Source organism: Agarilytica rhodophyticola (assembly GCF_002157225.2).
Classification (GTDB): Bacteria; Pseudomonadota; Gammaproteobacteria; order Pseudomonadales; family Cellvibrionaceae; genus Agarilytica; species Agarilytica rhodophyticola.
In genome coordinates this window covers 6,245,999-6,264,579 of sequence record NZ_CP020038.1, presented here as the reverse complement: position 1 = coordinate 6,264,579, position 18,581 = coordinate 6,245,999, and the positions used below count along the sequence as shown (strand labels likewise).

General features: G+C 38.4%; 10 protein-coding genes. 7 read left to right on the top strand and 3 right to left on the bottom strand.

What is annotated here, in order from left to right; genetic code table 11:
- Positions 1-158 precede the first annotated feature (158 nt).
- The 5 genes from BVC89_RS25890 to BVC89_RS25870 all read left to right on the top strand — a co-directional run bounded on the left by BVC89_RS25890 (position 159) and on the right by BVC89_RS25870 (position 7,574).
- Positions 159-2,462, top strand: a complete 2,304-nt coding sequence (locus BVC89_RS25890; protein ID WP_086933988.1) for a molybdopterin-dependent oxidoreductase — start codon at positions 159-161, stop codon at positions 2,460-2,462.
- A gap of 102 nt (positions 2,463-2,564) precedes the next feature.
- Positions 2,565-3,224: an alpha/beta hydrolase gene (locus tag BVC89_RS25885; RefSeq protein WP_086933987.1), complete on the top strand. Its 660-nt coding sequence runs from the start codon at positions 2,565-2,567 to the stop codon at positions 3,222-3,224.
- A gap of 243 nt (positions 3,225-3,467) precedes the next feature.
- On the top strand, positions 3,468-5,591 hold the full coding sequence (locus tag BVC89_RS25880; protein ID WP_158658129.1) for a TonB-dependent siderophore receptor: 2,124 nt from the start codon (positions 3,468-3,470) through the stop codon (positions 5,589-5,591).
- Positions 5,591-6,133: a hypothetical protein gene (locus tag BVC89_RS25875; protein WP_086933985.1), complete on the top strand. Its 543-nt coding sequence runs from the start codon at positions 5,591-5,593 to the stop codon at positions 6,131-6,133. Before BVC89_RS25880 ends, BVC89_RS25875 begins: the two co-directional genes overlap by 1 nt.
- Position 6,134: 1 nt before the next feature.
- Complete coding sequence (locus BVC89_RS25870) at positions 6,135-7,574, top strand: PepSY-associated TM helix domain-containing protein (protein WP_086933984.1); 1,440 nt, start codon at positions 6,135-6,137, stop codon at positions 7,572-7,574.
- A 66-nt stretch (positions 7,575-7,640) separates the two neighbouring features.
- Here BVC89_RS25870 and BVC89_RS25865 read toward each other — a convergent pair whose 3' ends face one another.
- Positions 7,641-11,315 carry a CHRD domain-containing protein gene (locus tag BVC89_RS25865; RefSeq protein WP_086933983.1) on the bottom strand — a complete coding sequence of 1,225 codons (3,675 nt, stop codon included), beginning with the start codon at positions 11,313-11,315 and terminating at the stop codon, positions 7,641-7,643.
- A gap of 1,162 nt (positions 11,316-12,477) precedes the next feature.
- Here BVC89_RS25865 and BVC89_RS25855 point away from each other — a divergent pair.
- Both BVC89_RS25855 and BVC89_RS25850 read left to right on the top strand, forming a co-directional pair.
- On the top strand, positions 12,478-15,066 hold the full coding sequence (locus BVC89_RS25855; RefSeq protein WP_086933982.1) for an RICIN domain-containing protein: 2,589 nt from the start codon (positions 12,478-12,480) through the stop codon (positions 15,064-15,066).
- A gap of 201 nt (positions 15,067-15,267) precedes the next feature.
- Positions 15,268-16,200, top strand: coding sequence for an FHA domain-containing protein (locus BVC89_RS25850; protein ID WP_158658128.1), 933 nt, complete (start codon positions 15,268-15,270; stop codon positions 16,198-16,200).
- A gap of 30 nt (positions 16,201-16,230) precedes the next feature.
- On the opposite strand, the gene BVC89_RS25845 is transcribed toward BVC89_RS25850, so the two are convergent.
- Both BVC89_RS25845 and BVC89_RS25840 read right to left on the bottom strand, forming a co-directional pair.
- On the bottom strand, positions 16,231-17,751 hold the full coding sequence (locus BVC89_RS25845; RefSeq protein ID WP_086933980.1) for an AbfB domain-containing protein: 1,521 nt from the start codon (positions 17,749-17,751) through the stop codon (positions 16,231-16,233).
- A 192-nt stretch (positions 17,752-17,943) separates the two neighbouring features.
- The gene (locus tag BVC89_RS25840; protein WP_086933979.1) at positions 17,944-18,507 is read right to left on the bottom strand and encodes an RNA polymerase sigma factor; all 564 of its coding nucleotides are present in this window, start codon (positions 18,505-18,507) and stop codon (positions 17,944-17,946) included.
- Between the last annotated feature and the right edge of the window lie 74 nt (positions 18,508-18,581).

Sequence of the window (18,581 nt, the reverse complement as noted above, 5' to 3'; positions counted from 1 at the left end):
AATTGGAGGGATATGATCTTGACAGGTTCCATTATGGAACGATAAGATATTTTTTCAAGTTTCATAATGAAACCTATGTGGGTTTTGTTTATATCCAGTGCCAACAAGTAAAAAACGTAAGACTATAACAAAGAACTGCCTCTACTAAAGGAGAGCTTATGTCTTGTTCTAATAGTGATATCAAAAAATCAGCATGTATTCTTTGCAGCATTAACTGTGGTCTTGAAATTCAGACCGGAGGTAGAGATGGTCGCGAACTGCTAAAAATAAAAGGTGATTCAGATAACGAATCATCGCAAGGATATTTATGTAACAAAGCTGCACGGTTAAATTACTACCAAATGAGCGATGATCGTATTAATACGCCACTTAGAAGAACAAGTGATGGTAACTATGAAGCTGTTGATTGGGATACGGCTATACGAGAAGTAGCGGCAGGCTTGCAAAAAATAAAACAAAAATATGGTGGCGAGAAAATTTTATTTGTTGGTGGTGGTGGTCAAGGCAACCATTTGGGTGGTTTGTATAGTGATGGACTGCAAAAAGCCTTAGGTATTAAATACCGCACCAATGCTTTAGCACAAGAAAAAACCGGTGAATTTTGGGTTGCGGGAAAAATGTTTGGTGGTGGCCCCCATGGTGATTTTGAAAATGCCGAAGTTTCTGTTTTTATAGGTAAAAATCCTTGGCAGTCACACGGTTTCCCACAAGCTAGGAAAATATTAAAAGAGATATCAAAAGATCCTAGACGCTCAATGGTGGTGTTAGACCCATGCGCTACCGATACGGCTAAACTCGCAGATTTTCACTTGCAGTTGAAGCCTGGCACTGACGCTTGGTGTATTTCTGCATTAATCGCTACCATCATACAAGAAGGCTTAGAAGATAAAGAGTTCATTACCAAACATACTGCTGGTTATGAAAAAATAGAGTCTCACTTTGCTCAAATACCTATTGCCGAATATGCAGCGATTTGTGAACTAGATGAAGATTTAATTCGCCAAACTGCACGCCGCATAGCGACTGCTGAATCAACATCTGTATTTGAAGATTTAGGTGTACAACAAAATATTAATTCTACTTTAAATAGCTATCTACAACGTATTATGTGGGTAATTACTGGCAACTTTGCTAAAAAGGGCGGCAACAATATAGCTATATCGCTAATGTCTGTTTCCGACGCGAGCAAAGGTGATTTAGCCAGCGCTGGTAAGAAGAAAAGCAAAGCCAGCAAAGTTAGTCCTGTACTTGGCTCTAAAGTAATTATCGGTTTACTTCCTTGTAATGAAATAGCTGATGAAATTCTAACAGATCATCCTGATCGCTTTCGCGCTGCCATTATAGAAAGCTCAAATCCTGTACATTCTTATACTAACAGCAAGAAAATGAAACAGGCCATGGAGGCTCTTGAGTTTTCTGTAGTAATCGATGTAGCTATGACTGAAACCGCAAGAGAAGCGAGTTATGTTCTTCCCGCTGCCAGTGCTTATGAAAAACATGAATGTGTTTTTTTTCAATTGGAGTTTCCGAGAAACTTTTTCCAGCTTCGCCAGCCCATTGTTGAACCTCTTGCCGGGACATTGCCAGAGCCGGAAATCCATACTCGGCTGATTGAAGAGCTTGGATTTTTAAATAGTTTTCATGTTAAATTACTCGCAGCAGCAGCTAAACTCCATCGAAAATTGTTTGCAGCTCTATTCTTTATTTTATTAGCAATAAAACCTGATATCATGAAGGTGATATCCTCTCTGTTATATCGTTCATTGGGGCCAAGCTTGAAAAAAGGAGAGAGTGCAGCAGCAGCGCCCTTTTGGGGGCTGTGTCATCAGTTTGTTCGCAAGAACTACCAGTATGCGAAAAATGCAGGATTTACAGGCTCTCAGTGGCAATCTGGTGAAAAAATGTTTGAGACTTTAATTAGTAGCCCGTCAGGTTTTGTCTTTACTCAATCGAATGACTACGAAGATAGTTGGCGACGTATGCGTCAGCCTAATAAGCGTATACAGCTCTATATTGATGAGTTGTTTCCCAAAGCTTGCGCTCTCGATACGGATTTATTAAAGCCTTCTGAGGATTTCCCTTTTGTTCTTACAGCAGGACAGCGTCGAGCAGAAACAAGTAATACTATTATTCGAGATGCGTCCTGGGATAAAAAGAGTAAAATTGCGAGCCTCTATATTCATTCTAATGATGCCAGAAGTTTATTGTTGGAAGATGGTGATAACGTAAAAATTACTACTAAAACTGGTGTGGCTAAAACTTATATTGAAATTAATGATACTCAGCGACCAGGTTTTATCAGCTTGCCTAATGGTGTGGGTATCGATTTTGTACCACAAGGTGGGAATACAATGCGTATCGGGGTGGCTGTTAATGAGTTGACTGCAACAGAAGATAAAGATTTTTTTGCAGGCACACCTTGGCACAAATATGTACCTGCTAAGCTAGAAAAAATCGCCTAGAGTATGTTTGTAAAAACTAGGCCTAATGATAAGCTTTTGTAGGCATATTTTTCCTTTCAGGGTAAGTGTTTTATAATCACATTTCACAAGAGATGATAAAATATGAATTACTTACCCTGCGAAATAATAGAAACAGATAATGATGTTGATGCATCTGTCATTTGGTTACACGGTTTAGGTGCTAATGGGCATGATTTTGTGCCTATCGTTCCGGAGTTACAGCTACCTGATGATTTAAAAATACGCTTTATATTTCCTCATGCACCTTCGATACCGGTAACAATTAATGGTGGTATGACGATGCCCGCTTGGTACGATATTCTAGCGATGACTACCGAGCGAGAATTCAACCACGATCAACTGCTTGATTCGAGCAAGGCGGTAATTACACTTATTGAAAGAGAAATAGAGCAAGGCATTGAAAGTAGTAGAATTGTTTTGGCGGGCTTTTCCCAAGGTGGGGCTGTAGCCTACCAAACTGCTCTTGCTTATGATAAGCCTATCGCGGGCTTAATGGCAATGTCGACATATTTTGCGACACACCAAACTATTAAAGTACACCCTAATAATAGCAAATTACCAATACATGTTTTCCATGGCCAACATGACCCTGTGGTTCCTGAAATGATGGGACAACAAGCGTTAAAGTATCTGCAGGATTTTGGTTTTCAGCCCGTTTATAAAAATTATCCTATGGAACATGCTGTACATCCAGCTGAGATTAAGGATATTTCTATTTTCTTACAAAAAGTTTTATCTTAGTGGCCTAACTTTTATTTTTATAAACACTTCCAAAAGCCTCAATGATTTATTGAGGCACATTTCCTTAAGTATTATTTCATTTCACAAACACCCTGATATTTTCTTTGTTTGCAAAGCCTTTTAGGTTTGAACCGTGTGGTCTTGTTTGCCATTATTTATATTTAGGCAAGAGGTAGACGCCATATGTTTTTATGAATTATAATGATAATCATTATTATTATCATTTATTTTTTTGGGGAAAAAATGAAAACGTTTGGGCGTTTGTGCACATTTGTCACTTTAGCAATGCTGACACAATCCATATTAGCTGAAGATAATCTTATAGAAATCGAAGAAGTTAGGGTGATAGGGCAGTTATCCCGTTATTCAGCTTTAAAATCTGATGTGCCAATTATGAGCTTGGCTCGTTCGGTATCTATTATTGATGAAGATCGCATTAAACAGCGAGGGCTTTTCAGGTTAGATCAAACATACACATATTCAGCCGGTGTATTCGGCGAAACATTTGGCTTTGCTACGCGTGGTGACTGGGTGCGCGTTAGAGGCTTCGACGTACCTCAATATCAAGATTCTCTGCAGTCATTATTTGGTAACTACAACAATGCCAGAGCTGATGTTTATACCCTTGAGCAAGTTGAAATATTAAAAGGCCCCGCGTCGGTATTATATGGACAGGGTTCTCCTGGTGGCCTTGTTAACCTTGTAAGTAAACGCCCTAAAGAGAATTCACGTCACGAAATTGTAGCGGAATTGGGAAATTTTCAGCGTAAACAGCTTGCTGCAGATAGTACTGGTAAAATAGGCACAAGTGATCAATGGTTGTACCGAGTAGTAGGTGTTTACCGCGATACCGATACGCAAGTTGATTTTGTTGAAGATAACACTATTGTTTTTGCTCCATCTATTACTTGGCGCCCTAGTGAAGAAACAAATCTTACTTTACTCGTTAACTATACCGATACTGAAGGTGATACCGGGGCACAATTCTTACCTATTCAAGGTACGCTTTTGCCAGCACCTAATGGACAATTTGTCGATCAAAATTTCTATGCAGGAGATCCCGACTTTAATAAATACGACACCACTACCGCAGCTGTAACTTTACTTGCAGATCATCAGATTAATGATGTCTGGAGCGTAGAAATTACTTCTCGCTATACAGACGCTGAGGCAGACTATCAGCAAGCATGGCCATCTTTTCAAGTGGGTACCAATCGTTACATTTTTAATGCAGACGGCAGCCTTTATGAAAATGGTACTGTACCTAGATCTTTTTTCCGCAGTGATGCAACCTCTGAACAAGTTGCCATTGATGGGCGCCTTCGTGCTGATTTTGACACTGGTGACGTCAGCCATAATATATTAGTAGGTTTTCAACATCAGGATGTTACAACAGATGATGCCGGATATTATGCCTTTGCGCTAGGTTATGATTTCACAACTCAAGGGCCAGATAGTACTTTTGGAGATAGTTTTTGGATTAATTTATTTAATCCTCAGTATGGAAATGTACCTCCAGCTAACCTGCTTGATACGCTTTATAGAGATAATCCAGAAACTGACTTAATTGATACTGGAATTTATTTTAGCGATCATATCTCATATGGCAATCTCAATGCTACATTTGGTTTGCGTTATGATGATACTAGTTCTGAAACAGCGAATATTAAGCAGGATGACGATGCGACAAGTTTAAGCGTTGGCTTATTATATAAAATGTCTATTGGGCTTGCGCCTTATATAAATTATGCGCAATCATTCCAGCCTGTTATTGGTTCTAATGGTGATACAAATAATCCGCAGCCTTTAAGACCTCAAGAGGGTGAACAAATTGAAGTGGGAGTTAAATATCAAGTTAATAACTTCCCAGCAACTTTTACTCTGGCCGCGTTTGAAATAGAACAAACTAATTTAAATGACCCTTCTTCATTGCCGGGAAGTTTTGAGCAACAAAGGGGTAAAGCTGAAGTAAATGGTATCGAGTTCGAAGGACGAGTTAGCTTTGGTGATATTGGGGTCGACTTAAACATTAGTAAGTTGGATACAGAAAACGCCGAAGGCTTTCATATTGCTAGCGTTCCCGAAAACCAAGCATCAGCATGGTTTAGTTACGAACCTGAATCTGGTTTTAGAGCAGGCACTGGAGTCAGATATGTTGGTTCAAGCTGGGGTGGTCGTGATCTTATAAAAACACCATCTTACACCCTTGTTGATTTTATGCTCGGATATCATTTCGACCATTGGGACTTTTCTATAAATGCTAGAAATGCAACAGATAAAGAATATCAAGCAAGCTGTATATCTAGAGGCGATTGTTTTACAGGTCGTGCTCGAACTGTTATTGGAAGAGTGGCGTATATATTTTAATGGATATTTTAATGACTTCAGTAGCCTCAATCCTCATGGCATTGGGGCTACTATTTGTATATGTCAATTGGAAGAAAAAATCACCAAATTTTAAGCTAGCAGCTCTACTTGGTTGGCTTATGGTTGTAATTAGCAGTAGTCTTTTTATATACCTTCACGGTAAAGAGTTTGGAATAGTTGTCGCGTTAGGTACACTTAGCTTAATGGCATGGTGTTTTGTTGTTTTTAACATAAAACGTTCAGGTAATGCCAAAAAGTTACGCATCCATAACAGCAATGATTCTGTCAGTAGTAAATTACAGTTAATTGGAATGTTTATCGTAGCGGGTCCCATCAATATCGTAGCATGCAGTTTGTTTAGCATGGCGTGGGTTTTAGTTTTACCAATCGATCGAGTAGATCAAATGTCATTAGCTGCTCTTTCTTTTCCTACTCTATTTGGTTTGGTATGTTGCCTTGTCTATATGTACCAAAAGCCGCTCCGTGACATGATTGTTCTTTGTTCAATATCTATTATTTCCGCTTTATGGATATTTTTATAAAATGAAGTTCCCTTTTTCAAAAAACACTATTTTAAAGTCAACTTATTCACATTCTGTTCTTGGTCTTGCTATTGGTACTTTTATGTATCTGTTATGTCTGACTGGAACTTTATTGGTTTTTACAGAATATTGGGAAAGATGGGAGCAGCCGCATATTCCAGAGTTCAGTGAATATCCGCCGTCGATACTCAATGTAGCATTAGAAAATTTTTTACAGAAAGTTGACGAAGCTCCAGAAACTATTTATCTAGTTTTACCTACAGCCGACCTTCCTCGTATTCATGTAGCTGGCGATATTAATGAATGGTGGGTTGATCAAAAGGGAAATATTATTGAACAAGTTGAGGCCCCCTGGACGGAATTAGTCAAAAATATTCATGTTTACTTACATTTGCCTAAGACTATAGGTATTTTAATCGTAAGCATTATAGGTGCAATATTTATTGGCTTAATTATCTCTGGATTGATTGCACACCCGAGTATTGTTAAAGATGCCTTTAAAGTGCGAATAGGCGGCAATCGACGTATTGAGATGCTCGACATTCATAATCGATTGTCTGTTTGGGCTTTACCTTTTCATTTAATGATTGGTATCACTGGAGCTTTTTTTGGTATGGTGGGCTTGCTTGTCGTTATAGCTGCCAGTGCTTTCTATAATGGTGACCGGCAAGCCCTTTTTGATGATATATATGGCTCTGATCCGGTTATTCAAGAAGCGCCACAAGAATTGCGATTTGATATTGCACATAAATATATTGAATCTCAATATCCTGAAGCCTCTCCAATTTATATCGCGATACAAAATTACGGAACAGAGGAACAATACTTTGAATTTGCTGCAACATTTCCTCAAACACTAGCATATTCAGAAATATTTAGATTTCGCTCTTCAGGTGAATTTATTAATCGACAAGATTTGATTGGAGGATCTATTGGTAGGCAAGCTCTCTACTCAGTATATCGCTTACACTTTGGCCATTTCGGTAACCTAGCAGTAAGGACTCTTTATATTATTCTTGGCCTTGCTTTAACAATAATCTCGGTTACTGGTATAAATTTATGGCTTTGCAAAAAGCAAGAGAATTGGCTACATAGACAATGGTGTGCTCTTGTTTGGGGTATTCCTATAAGCTTAGGATTAGCAGCTTTTGCTAGTTTACTAGCTCTACCAGTTATATATCTATTTATTTTTAGTCAAGTAATTTGTTCTATTTACTGCAGTTTTAGTCCACATAGTTTAGCAGTAAAGAAGAATTTTTTAATGTTAATCTTGACAGGTATACTATTGATGGTATCTCTCATCCATCTTATATTACTTTTTAGTTTCGAATTTTATCTGTCTGGTATTACGATTAACATATTATTAATGTTTATTGCACTGGCTTTATTTCTTGCTCTAACTTACATCAAATCTAGTAAAGGTGCATTATTCAAACCTTAAATTCCATATAAAAAAAGCCCAACATGAGTTGGGCTTTAGAGTAAGTGTTAATTAGCTGTACCGAACTTAGTTGGTGATACCTTGTGCTTCAAATGAGTAAGCACCATTTAATAAACCGGGCAAGCTACGTACGCTTGCTGAGGGACTGCTAAATGTACCAGGTATTTCACTGTTCTCGATAAGCTCAACAAATACTTGGTTGTTGTCTCCTCCAGTATTGACTGTTACATCTGCTTCGCTGAAGCCATTTAAAGTAACATTAGAAATAAATAGACCATTATCTTTATCTGTCACTGTTAAATAACCAATGCCCGTTGCCGAAATAGTATCTGCAGGAATTGCTTGTGAAGCATCTAATTCTGCTCTTAATACCGCGCTATTTGCTGTCACAATTTGTCCACGTACTTCCCCAGGAGCGTTTTGGTTTGTATGCACGTTAAAGTAGTAGCCTCCACTTAAGAAATTTTGCATGTTAACGACACTTGAATTTGCTGGAGATTGAAAGAAAGTGCCTGTTTGACCTTCTGCACTTACATCTTCAAGACCAATGATAACTGCACCATTAGTACCGGCAAAGCCACTGTGAATATGAGCTGCTGTCGCTATAAATCCACGAGTGCGTACGTTAGCAAAAATACTTCCTGCATCGGTGAAGGTAATATAGCCTAGAGCACTTGCATCATCGATAACTGGATTTGTTACAGGAGGATTTTCCTGAGTTCCTGTTAGTACTACTCGAGTCGCTTGCACGCCACGTGGTAAAACTTGGCCACGTACTTCGCCGGCAGGATTTTCGAGTGAGTGAACATTGAGGTAATAGTTACCTGAGTTTAAACCATTTAAGTTTACGATTGCTGCATCAGGAGCACTTTGGAATACAGTGCCATTAGAACCATCCACTTCATTAAGAACAATAATAACATTACCTGCTGTACCAGCTCTACCAGCGTGAACATGGGCAGCAGTACCTTCAAAACCATTTAGTGTAATAGTCGTATTAACAAATAGATTGTTTTCATTAAAAGTGAAATAACCTATGCCGCCGACGTCATCACTTGCTGGTGAAGCAACTTCTGGAACTTCTTGTTCAGTTTGTAATTTAACTCTAACAGCCTGTACGCCCTTGGGGGTGATTTGACCGCGAACTTCTCCAGGAGCATTCTGTGAAGTATGTACATTAAGATAATATCCACCATTCATTAAGTTTTGCATGTTAGCAACCCTAGAGTTTGCTGGTGACTGGAAGAATGTTCCTGGTGAATCAGCTTCGCTTGCGTCTTCAAGGCCAATAATTACATTGCCATTATTACCAGCAAAACCACCGTGAATATGTGCGGCTGTCGCTTCGAAACCTCGTGTACGTACATTAGCAAATACATAACCAGAATCAGTGTAAGTGAAGTAACCGATCGCACTTGCGTTATCAATCACAGCATCACTAACCGGTGGTACTTCTTGCTCACCTGACAACTCTACTCGAACGCTCTGAACTCCGTGTGGTAGAATTTGGCCACGCATTTCCCCTGCAGGGTTTACCTCAGAATGCACATTAAAGTAGTAGTTGCCGGAGTTTAAGCCTGCTAAATTTACCACTGCGGCATCGGCTCTACTTTGGAACATAGAACCATTAGAGCCGTCTACTTCGTCTAGAACGAGAATAACATTGCCTGTCTTCCCAGCTCGGCCTGCGTGAATATGTGCAGCAGTACCTTCGAAGCCAGCAACGTTCAAGTTTGCATTCACAAATGAATTTTCAGCGTTAAATGTGAAGTAAGCTAGACCACTAATATCATCAGCTGCAGGTGTTTCGACTTCTGGTACTTCTTGTTCTGTCTGCAATTTTACGCGAACTGCTTGTACATTCTTTGGCGTAATTTGACCACGTACTTCACCGCTGGGATTAGCAGACGTGTGAACATTCAAGTAGTAGCCGCCATTAAGCAAGTTAGTTAAATTCGCTGCTTGTGAATTGGCTGGCGACTGGAACACAGTGCCTGATGAGCCGTCTGGGCTAACGTCTTCTAGTGGGATAATGACATCACCATTTTTACCTGCAAAACCTGAATGAATATGTACAGCAGTTGCTTCAAAGCCACGAGTACGGACGTTAGCATAAATATCCTGTGTCTCGGTATTCACTGTAAGGTAACCCAAGGCGCTAGCATTAGGAATAATGCTATTGTCGATAGGTGGATTTTCCTGTGCGCCGTTTAGCTCAACACGAACTGCTTGAGAGGTAGAGGTTAATACTTGACCACGAACTTCACCTGCAGGGTTCTCTGCCGAATGAACATTCAAGTAATAATGTCCTGAATCTAGGCCCAGTAGATTGATAATGGCTGAGTTATTTGGGCTTGAGAACATGGTACCGTTAGAGTCAGCGACCTCGTCTAAAACCAAAATAACATCGCCTTGAGTACCGGCAAAACCAGAGTGGATATGAGCTGCTGTGCCAGTAAAGCCTTCAACTGAAACATTGGCTTGAACAAATTCATTAACGCGATTAAAGGTAACGTAGCCAAGACCCTTAACTGCATCAGAGGCTGGTGTGTCAACTTCTGGAATTTCTTGTTCAGTCTGCAAGGTTACGCGCACGGCTTCAACATTTTCAGGTAGTATTTGACCACGCACTTCACCACCAGGGTTAGCGGCAGAATGTACGTTGAAGTAGTAGCCTCCATTTAACGCGCCGGTGCGATTTACAAATTCTGAATTACTAGGTGTTGTCCAAAATGAGCCCGCAGGTGCGTTTTGTACTACATTACTGATATCGTTTAAGCCGATAACAACATTACCATTTGCGCCCGCGAAACCTCCGTGAATATGAGCGGCAGTTGCTTCGAAACCAATAGCTTGTACATTAGCAACAACTTCATCGTTGCCTTGATAATAAGTGAAGTAACCAACGGCTTTTGCTTCAGTGTCAACAGTAGGGTTTTCTTGATCACCCGACAGTTCCACTCTCACTACTGAAGCATCGTCAGTCACGATTTGTCCGCGTAGTTGCCCTGCTGGGTTGGATTGTGTATGTAAATTGAAATACCAGCCACCGGCAAGGAACGTCTGAATATCATTACCCGCTACATTCGCAAAATCACTAATATTAGCGCCATTGGCAATTCTGTAGACATTGTTATCTGAGCTATCAGCCTCAAGCCCTATTAATACCGAGCCATTAAGACCTGCGAAACCAGAATGAATATGTACAGCCGTGATGAGATCATCCTCATCAATATTAGATGCCGTCACACTACCGCTAATAGCGCCTGTTACCGTGTTAACTGTTAGTAAGCCTTCTGCGCTTGCATTAACATTAGCTTCAACTTGAGTGAATGAGCCGTTTACGTTAACTTCCTGATCTCTTTCTAATGTAAGACGAATACTTCTCTCATTATTGCTACTGGAGGTTTCTTCACTAGAGTCTAACACTCTTGATACCAATACTTCTGACGGCAGTGCAGCTGAAGGTAAAACTTCTGAAGGAATTACCGTTGATGGTAAGGCGTATGAAGGTATTTGTGTTGAAGGCAACATCTCGTCGATAACGCCACGAATGGTTCCAACTGTTGGAGTTGGTGTTGGGGTCACGACAGGTGTTGGGCTTATCGTTGGTGATGGCGTTACAGTTGGCGTTGCTGGTGTAGGTGTTGGTGTCGGGTTAGAAGAATTACCACCGCTACCACCACAAGCTGTGATAGCAGCAGCAATACTCATTGCTGACAATAAATGTGAAAGTTTCATTTTAAAGCTTCTCTATTGTGATTATCTTGGAGGTTGTATTCAATGAATGACATATGAGTAACTTTACGAAACGAAAAATAAATGGTTGCACTAAATCTTTTTAAATAATGATATTTTTTTTGCTATTAACGTTATTGATTTTCTTAATAATAAAATAGTGATAAATAATAAGTTGGAGAGAGTAACTTCGGTGGATTTAAAATTGATATTGGTGTGATAGATAATCTTTATTTGTGATATTTTTGGGATATTTTAAGTTTTTATTCTAATGGGTATGTTTCTCAGAATTCATAGCAAATACACAGATATTGTTAACGAAACCTAGCCGTTATGATTTTTAGAATGTATGAATTCTTGCCTTGGAAAAACTATATTTTTTTCTTTGCCAGAAGAAATATATAGTCGTGCATCATTAAAAATTAATTTTCGAATTTAAAAATATATATAGTTTCTGAATATCCAACGCGATGATGTTAAGGCTAAGAATTTATCTCTTTATCCAAAAAGTAATGTGCTGCTGCTCATTCTTATTTGACTTCAGATCTAATATTTCTAACAAAAAAATACTTGTTGTATAAATGTATAAATATTAGCGTAATTTGGTGATGAGCTTCGAATATTTAACGATGCTATATTTTAAATAAAAACAACCTGACTACCGATTCAAGTATTTAACAAGATGATCGATATTATTACTTTTTGATTAGTATATAAAATCTTACTAAGAATTTTATTAATTGTTTTAAGTAAGAAAAATTTAATGCCAATGTAGAATGCTAGAGGGTGGTCGATTTTATCGAATTTTTGTGTAAATAAAAATATTTGACCAAAAATCTTGGTTTACGTTTTATATTGATTTCTTAGAGCGATATTTTTTATTTTAATGAATAAATCAATATGTAAATATTATTTATGTATTAACTAATATATGAAAAAAGGTTGTGTGTTTAAGTAACCTGCCATTTGATTTGTATTTATTGTGTCGTTTATTTGATTTTACTAAAAAAAATTACACTAAATAAATTTATTTTTCGTGAAAAATAATCTTTGTTATCTTGATTTTTTCAACTTGTGATTTGGTCTACATCAGAAAAATTAATTTATGATTTAATTTAATTAATTCCATTTCTTACTCCCCTAAAATAAATAAAAGGCCATAGCGATGATTTTTTCCAGAAAAATGAAAACGTTATCTTTTTGTACAGCGTTTGCTTTATCTGCAATAGCAAACGCCAAAACGTCGGTAACTCTTGATCTTGATACTCAAAGATATATTGGTGGAGTTTCAAAATTAGATAGAAGTAAATACTTTAATATCCACGGTGGTTTACCAAGTGTTTTAAGTAAAAATGAATTAAATTATCTGATCAATGAGCTTAATGTAGGATCAGGTCGAGGGTTTTATAGTCCATTTACTTCATTTGATGCGCCTTATCCAAGTGCTGGTTCGGCTAAATATGAAGGTAAAAATAATATTAGAAAGACTAAAAAGAACCCACTTTATAAAGATTTTGCGTCTAATAATTTCATCGTTACAGATCATCCTAAAAAAGTGTATCAGGCTGGAGAAAATCCGGTTAATGCAGCTAAATGGGCAGCTAATTATTTTAAACACTACTTTGATGATGAGACGCGTCCTCTCTATTACGAACCAATGAATGAGCCTTTTGTACATTCTCATGAGTTTGGTATTGATGGCAAACTGGCTCGTAAGCAGATGACTGACCTATTTAAGGAAATTGGTAAAAGGTTTGATCAAGAAGGTATTAGTACAAAGGTTATTGGTTATTCTAGCGCTTGGCCTTCAATGGAGCTTAAAGACTTTTCTCATTTTAACGACAGAATGAAGTATTTCATGGATGTAGCAGGGCCTTATATGGATTCTTTTTCTGTTCATCCTTATGATGGCGTAAATGTTACAGGTGCTAATAGCCAACGCTCTGGGAGTAATCTAGATGCAATACTTGATTTGATGGAAACCTACAGCCATTTTAAATGGAACAAAGTAAAGCCTATTACTATTAGTGAATACGGCGGCATTGAAGATGGTTACGGCGATCTCTATAGTGATATTAAAAGTATTCAGTCCGTTCGCTCTATTAACAATATGCTCTTTCAATTGCTAAATAGGCAGGATCGTTTACTCACTACTATTCCATTTATCACCCCCAAAAGCCCCTGGTACTATAGTAGTAAAAATAATTGGCAGCCCTATGGAGCCGATTTACTTCGCCCAGATCCAAGGAGTATTAAAAATGGTAAGCCAACTAAGTTTTTTTGGACACCTCGTATTAATTTTTATAAACTTTGGAGCAATGTAGGTGGTGTACGTGTAAAATCTGATTCTAGCAATCCCGATATTCAAGTACACACTTTTGTAAATGGTAAAAAGGCTTATGTTGCATTAAATAGTCTAGCTGATGTTAGAGAAACAGTAGATCTGACTTTTATAAATGACATGGCTGAAGTTGTATCAATTAGAAAAAAATCATTAGAAATTTATCCTAATAACAAGCCGGTCTATAAAGATCAAAAAGTATCAACGCTCTCATCCTTATCATTAGTGCCAGGAGAGACTGTCGTATTAGAATATACATTTGTTAATACTATATCCCCTGCAAAAAGAGAAGATATTAAGACATATTATTCCGATCAGCATTTACAAAAAATTTCTGCAAATAAAGCGATAAAGTTCAATTTTAATAATGTATCATCTGGTAGTGGACAATCACTTTTAAAGTTTAGTATTGGTCGTAAGCACAATAGGTCTAAAAAACCAAAAATTTCTATAAATGGTCACTCTATTAATGTGCCTAATAATTGGGCCGGCGGTGACCAACGAACGCGCAATGATTTTTTTGGGGCAATTAAGGTACCATTTAACTCTTCAATTCTAAGAGCTAAGAATAGCGTTGAGATTACATTTCCTGATAGCGGTGGTCGTGTGAGTTCAGTTGTGCTTGAAGTGCGTGATGGTGAAGATATTGCTGAAGATATTATTTCTTTTACAAATAGTATTACTACGCTTCCCATAGCTACTAACTATCCTTTTAATATCAGTTATAGCGCTAATCAAAAACGCGATATCGTACTTGAAATGTGGAAGGGGAATAAATATTTAACTAGTGCTAAAGTTACCGTTGATGCTGGCTCTGGAACTGAGACTATTAACCTTAAGCCAGATACAGCACCACAAGCGGGTGAACACGAATATTTGTTAAAGTTGAGTATCCGCCCTGTAGGTACTGATTGGGAAAAAAATATAGATATAGTGCATGTAAATAATATCAGTGTTGAAGATACCAGTACAGACGATGCAGTTATTGAAGACGGTACATATGCGATTATTTCTCGCTTTAGTGGGAAAGCTGTAGATGTTAAACAATATTCTAAAAATGACGGTGGTATTGTACATCAGTGGGATTATTTTAATGGGCCTAACCAAAAATGGAAGTTTACCCGCTTATCTGACGACACTTATAAAATCATTAACCAAAATAGTGGCAAAGCTCTGGATATACGTGGTGCAAGAGGAACCAATGGCGCTCAAGTTCATCAATGGGAATATTATGCTTCTGCTAATCAGCAATGGGTGGTAAAGAGCTTAGACAATGGATATTTTTCTCTAACAGCTGTGCATAGCGGTAAAGCTTTAGACGCTAGTAGTACTTCCACAAAAAATGGTGCGAGCGTACAACAGTGGCAATACCACGGCGGTGCCAATCAGCAATGGAAGCTTGAACTACAGTAAGCGATATCAGGCCTATTCGAAAGCTCGTTGGCGGCATTTGAATAGGCCTATATCATGCCATCCAACAACTCTTCCTAAATCAGGAATCGATATAAACCAATTAATAGAAATGGCTTGTAGTTACTAATATCGAATTACTTAGATTTTGTTTCCTTCTCACTATGTTACTATTATTACTCAAAAAGAATTGGGTATTTGAAAGTGGGACTGATTACAACACTGGATAAAAGCCGCAGTATTTATCTGAAATCTAATCACACTTTGGGTCGTGATATGGGTGCTGCAGATACTTTGCTGACAAATCCTCTATGCTCACGTATACATTGTATTTTGAGCTACAACAAAGACTCTTGGGTTATTGAAGATAAGAGTAAAAATGGCACTTGGCTTAACAAAAAAAGCTTACCAAAAGGAAAAACAAAGCTTTCTGTTGGCGATAAAATAACCTTTCCTGGTGAATCCAAGGAAGCTTGGCTATTTTCTGATGATCGTGCTCCTAAGCCTGTACTGGTCGATAAGGATAGTGAACGCTATGTGGAGCTCGACGATCATTGCAATATCTTGCCCAGCGAAGGCAAAGTAGAGTTGTTAATTACTAAACAAGATAATAGCTGGATGGTTGAGGAGGGCGAAAGGGTGTATAACATTCGCCACGGCTCTACCCTGATGTTTGCCGATCAATTATGGCATTTCTACCCAAATGATGTGATTTTTAATACGGTGACACAAATCATAAAACGAGCGGATGTGTCTCTGCCGACCTTGACCTTCAATGTTAGTCTCAATGAAGAAAACGTTGGTATTAACGCAAGCTCTGATACTGGACAAAAGGATTTTGGCTACAAAGCCCATCATTCATTATTACTAGAGTTAGCGCGACGTTGTATTGATGATGAAAAATCCGGCATTGCTGTGAGCGAACATGGTTGGTTATCGACAGACTTATTAATCAGTGCTTTGGGTATTGAGCCAACACATTTAAATTTATTGATTTATCGCTCAAGAAAAGCATTTGAGTCCAGTGGCTTAGACTTTATTCCTATTGAGAGGCGCCAAGGAGAGATAAGATTAAGTCCGTGCAAGCTCAGCATAAAAAAAGGGGATGCAATACTCAATTATGATAGAGCATCTTAGGGCCTTTAACAGGCCCTGGTTCAATTGAGATTACTGATTAGGTGGTTTGCTCTCTCCTGAAGTAGGATCACCTATGGTGTAGGATACACTTCCATCTCGCTCTTCTTTTTCCAGTAAGAATCCGAAAGCCGCACTAAAATTTCTTTGGCCTCGTACTGTACTCATGGTACGAATTGTTTGGCCTTTGTAATCGATAAAAGTATCCACTTGTTCAAGGATATTGGTGTCATCAATATCTGGCTTCAGCCAAATTATGCCATCGGTATAACCTTCTGCTGGTTCACCCAAAACATGTGAACGATAGGCTTTACCCAAGTGTTTACGAGCAATATCAAGAATAAGGTTTTGCTCATTACTGGTGAACTCCTCCATAACGGGGAGCTGCATAATTTGATCTTTTAGCTCTATCCACTCGGGCGTCTGAGCATCTACCTCAGGGTCGCTACCAATATGTGAGGCAAAGCGGAAGGTGGAGCCATCAGTACTTTTTTCTATGGTGGTTTTATACCGGCGCACAGACCAACTATCAGCACCTCCATGTTTGGTTAAAGGAATGATCATCCCCATGGATGTGAGGCCATTCTGCTGGCGCAATAGACTATTAGCAACTTTAACATCGTCGAGCATCAACTGAGTTGGGATAAAACGCTCATCAATATTAAGCACCACTGATACATTAGATAAATTATCATAGTGTAAAACTGAAAGAGACTGCTCTATTTCATTGGGCTTATCCACAGAAGAGCGGTTGATTCTTAATGCATTCTTACTATGAGCTTCGACTTTTTTATTGGCTATAGCATATTGTCCCCGCGCGCTTAGCGCTTCTGCTCGCCACAAGATATTGTTGGAATAACGACCATTTTCAATACCGTTTGCCACTAGCTCGACAGTCGTATTATCGTCGGCCACAGCAAGGAAACGCTCTTGATCATCGCCAACATTACGAATAGTAAAATAAGGTGTATTATAATCAGGGTAGTCTAGGTACCAGCCTGCTGTATTTGCTTGTTGGTCAAAGTCATCCCAGAAACTGTAAGATCTAAATCCTACTTTATCATCCCCCAACGTTAGATGAACCGACTTATCACCAAAATAATTAAATGAAATGGTGTAGCTATCCTTCCAGCGTTTCTCTGCTTGAGCCATCACCACGGACGAAACGTTAGGATTATCTATTGCTTTGGAAACTGCTGTACCATCGCTTGCAACTGCGATTGCTCGATTGGGATGACTCATAGAAATGAGAGCGCCGTTTGATTCTCTATAAGTAGCATCTTCACTAAATTCACGGTTATTTTCCCGAGACACCAAATAGAGCGTCCCATCATCGTAAGATTTGAGGTAATGACCGGGAAGTACTTTAGACTCAAACGAGTAGAACGATGAATTTGCTAATCCGGGTCGAATGTAGAAACTGGCTAAGTTACGCTCTTTCCAAGAGGAGTCTTCTGAAATATAAGCTCCTGAATCGACCAAGCTCTTTTGCATCTCGTCGATTATTAACATGTGATCCGTATCGCTATTGATAAAATGTATGAGTGTAGACATTTTCACACCTGCTTAACTTGTTTGTATTTAGTTGTTAATTATCCGTTTATTGTGCGTTGGCTAAAAAACGACACAATACTGCATATTGAAAGTACAAGAAAGACGTTTTTGCTATATTAATTACTAAGTTCTCAGTAATGATACAAACGTTAAATAATATATTTTACGTGTTAATTACTAAGACTATATTAACTAGTAAAGCTCTTCAAAAACGGGAATGTCGAATACTTCTTTAAGCTTTTCTCGTGCTCTGAATATTTTGACTTTAATATTGCTTACGCTAGTGTTGAGTTTCCCTGCAATATCTTTATATGGTAGATTTTCTTGTACGGTAAGTTTAAATATATCTTTGACTTCGCAAGGCATTGCATCAACTTTCTCAAGGGTTTTTCCTAGGATGTCATTGGCAATTAAGTTGTGCTCCATATTTGAAACTTTATTGGAATAACTGGATGCGTTACTCGAGTCAAATTCAATGGCCGAATCGTCAACGAAGCCATAGCGGCATTCTGGGGCGCGGTTATAGTAATTGCGAATAATATTCATAGCAATGCCGATCAGCCAAGTACTAAATTTTGAGTCTTGTCGGAATGTATGAAAGCTTTTGTGAGCTTCAAGAAAAGTATCCTGCAAGAGGTCTTCTGCTGTATCCCTGTTATATACTTTCTTTTTTATCATGTTAAATACTTGATTGCGATGGTCTTTCAATAACTTATTCAAATCTTGTGAATAATCTTTCTCGATAGCTGCTCTCATTGTGCGTCTCCTGATAACAATACGTTGATTCCCGTTTGGAGCAGAAATCCTTATCTCCAAACCACGAATGATAT

Excerpts from the sequence above, each read along its gene's own strand:
- BVC89_RS25890 (WP_086933988.1), top strand. The coding sequence starts at position 159 with ATGTCTTGTTCTAATAGTGATATCAAAAAATCAGCATGTATTCTTTGC.
- BVC89_RS25885 (WP_086933987.1), top strand. The coding sequence starts at position 2,565 with ATGAATTACTTACCCTGCGAAATAATAGAAACAGATAATGATGTTGAT.
- BVC89_RS25880 (WP_158658129.1), top strand. The coding sequence starts at position 3,468 with ATGAAAACGTTTGGGCGTTTGTGCACATTTGTCACTTTAGCAATGCTG.
- BVC89_RS25875 (WP_086933985.1), top strand. The coding sequence starts at position 5,591 with ATGGATATTTTAATGACTTCAGTAGCCTCAATCCTCATGGCATTGGGG.
- BVC89_RS25870 (WP_086933984.1), top strand. The coding sequence starts at position 6,135 with ATGAAGTTCCCTTTTTCAAAAAACACTATTTTAAAGTCAACTTATTCA.
- BVC89_RS25865 (WP_086933983.1), bottom strand. The coding sequence starts at position 11,315 with ATGAAACTTTCACATTTATTGTCAGCAATGAGTATTGCTGCTGCTATC.
- BVC89_RS25855 (WP_086933982.1), top strand. The coding sequence starts at position 12,478 with ATGATTTTTTCCAGAAAAATGAAAACGTTATCTTTTTGTACAGCGTTT.
- BVC89_RS25845 (WP_086933980.1), bottom strand. The coding sequence starts at position 17,751 with ATGTCTACACTCATACATTTTATCAATAGCGATACGGATCACATGTTA.
- BVC89_RS25840 (WP_086933979.1), bottom strand. The coding sequence starts at position 18,507 with ATGAGAGCAGCTATCGAGAAAGATTATTCACAAGATTTGAATAAGTTA.